Source organism: Acidisphaera sp. L21, assembly GCF_009765685.1.
Taxonomy (GTDB): domain Bacteria; phylum Pseudomonadota; class Alphaproteobacteria; order Acetobacterales; family Acetobacteraceae; genus LMUY01.
The window spans coordinates 345946-346374 of the sequence record NZ_LMUY01000015.1; the positions used below are offsets into that span (position 1 = coordinate 345946).

General features: G+C 67.8%; 1 protein-coding gene. It reads right to left on the reverse strand.

The window, feature by feature from the left end:
* Positions 1-429: MFS transporter (locus GSQ76_RS31010; protein ID WP_335904880.1), on the reverse strand; the 429-nt coding region annotated here is incomplete at both ends.

A 429-nucleotide genomic window follows, 5' to 3' on the forward strand; every position in this document is an offset into this window, starting at 1 on the left:
GCCGCAGGCGCCGCCGATGAAGATGAGAGCCAAGGCGATGCCGAGCGTCGGCAAGGAGGCTCCCTTGGCGCGGAGCAAGGTGGGCAGAAACAAGAGGAAGGTGACCCCGGCAGCGCCGTCCAGCATGCCGATAGCCAAGAGCAGGCCGAAGCCCCCCTTTCCTTTGCCCTTGGCGGCGGCCTTGGATTGCGCGGGTTCGGGCTGGTCAACCTGCGGCATAAGCAACTGGATGAGCAGTGCCACTGCCGCGCCCAGCCCGGCGACGATCCACAACGACGACCGCCAAGGAAGCATCGTGAGCAGCAGCGCCAGCAGGGGCGGTAGCGACGCTTTGCCGATGTCGCCCGCGAAGTTGTAGGTGCCAAGTGGGCCGCGGGCGCCCTTCCCGTAGGCGCGGGACACGGCGGCGGAAGCGAGAGGGTGTTGCGT